Annotated in this window: 1 pseudogene; it reads right to left on the reverse strand. The window is 52.2% G+C overall.

The features are described from left to right. Positions 1–246 (reverse strand): annotated as a pseudogene (locus ABRP93_RS11665) (hypothetical protein); the annotation flags it as partial. Between the last annotated feature and the right edge of the window lie 340 nt (positions 247–586).

Here is a 586-nt window from a genome sequence, read left to right on the forward strand (position 1 = left end):
AGCCGCCGGATCAGCTACACTTACTATCGCATCTTGATTAAATCCCCGTGTCCACTTTCCGGGGTTCGGGCCCCAGGAGTTCTTCCGGGCTTGTACTCCAGCTGCAGCAATAGGATTGTCTGGAGTGTTGGTGGCATAAAAGACTACCGGTTCTCCTGCCTCAGCATCAGTGTCGGTATCAGGATCAGTATTGGTGTCGTAGTCTACTGGCTCGTGGTCTGTGGTGGTGGGTGGTGGTGTACTCATTGTGGTCGAATCCCCCCGGGGTGTACTACACCCTTCAATGTGTCGAATATGTTTTCGTCTAACAAGGCTAGAGACTACCCACCCGCAAAGACACCAGGGGTAAAACCCACACACCCCACCACACATAACCCCTGCTCGACAGAGTACATATCGCAGACACGAGCGGGGGTAAAACGACTAGTAATCCCCAAAAGCACCAACCACCCACATAACCGTGGGGTGGTGGTCTTTCGGGGACTACCAGAAACAATATGTAATTATCTTTTTGTTGTTTGGTGTCGGCGGTGACTTACTCTCCCACAACCTCCCGGTTGCAGTACCATCAGCGTGTACAGGCTTA

Source organism: Corynebacterium sp. KPL2850 (assembly GCF_040225855.1).
Lineage (GTDB): Bacteria > Actinomycetota > Actinomycetes > Mycobacteriales > Mycobacteriaceae > Corynebacterium.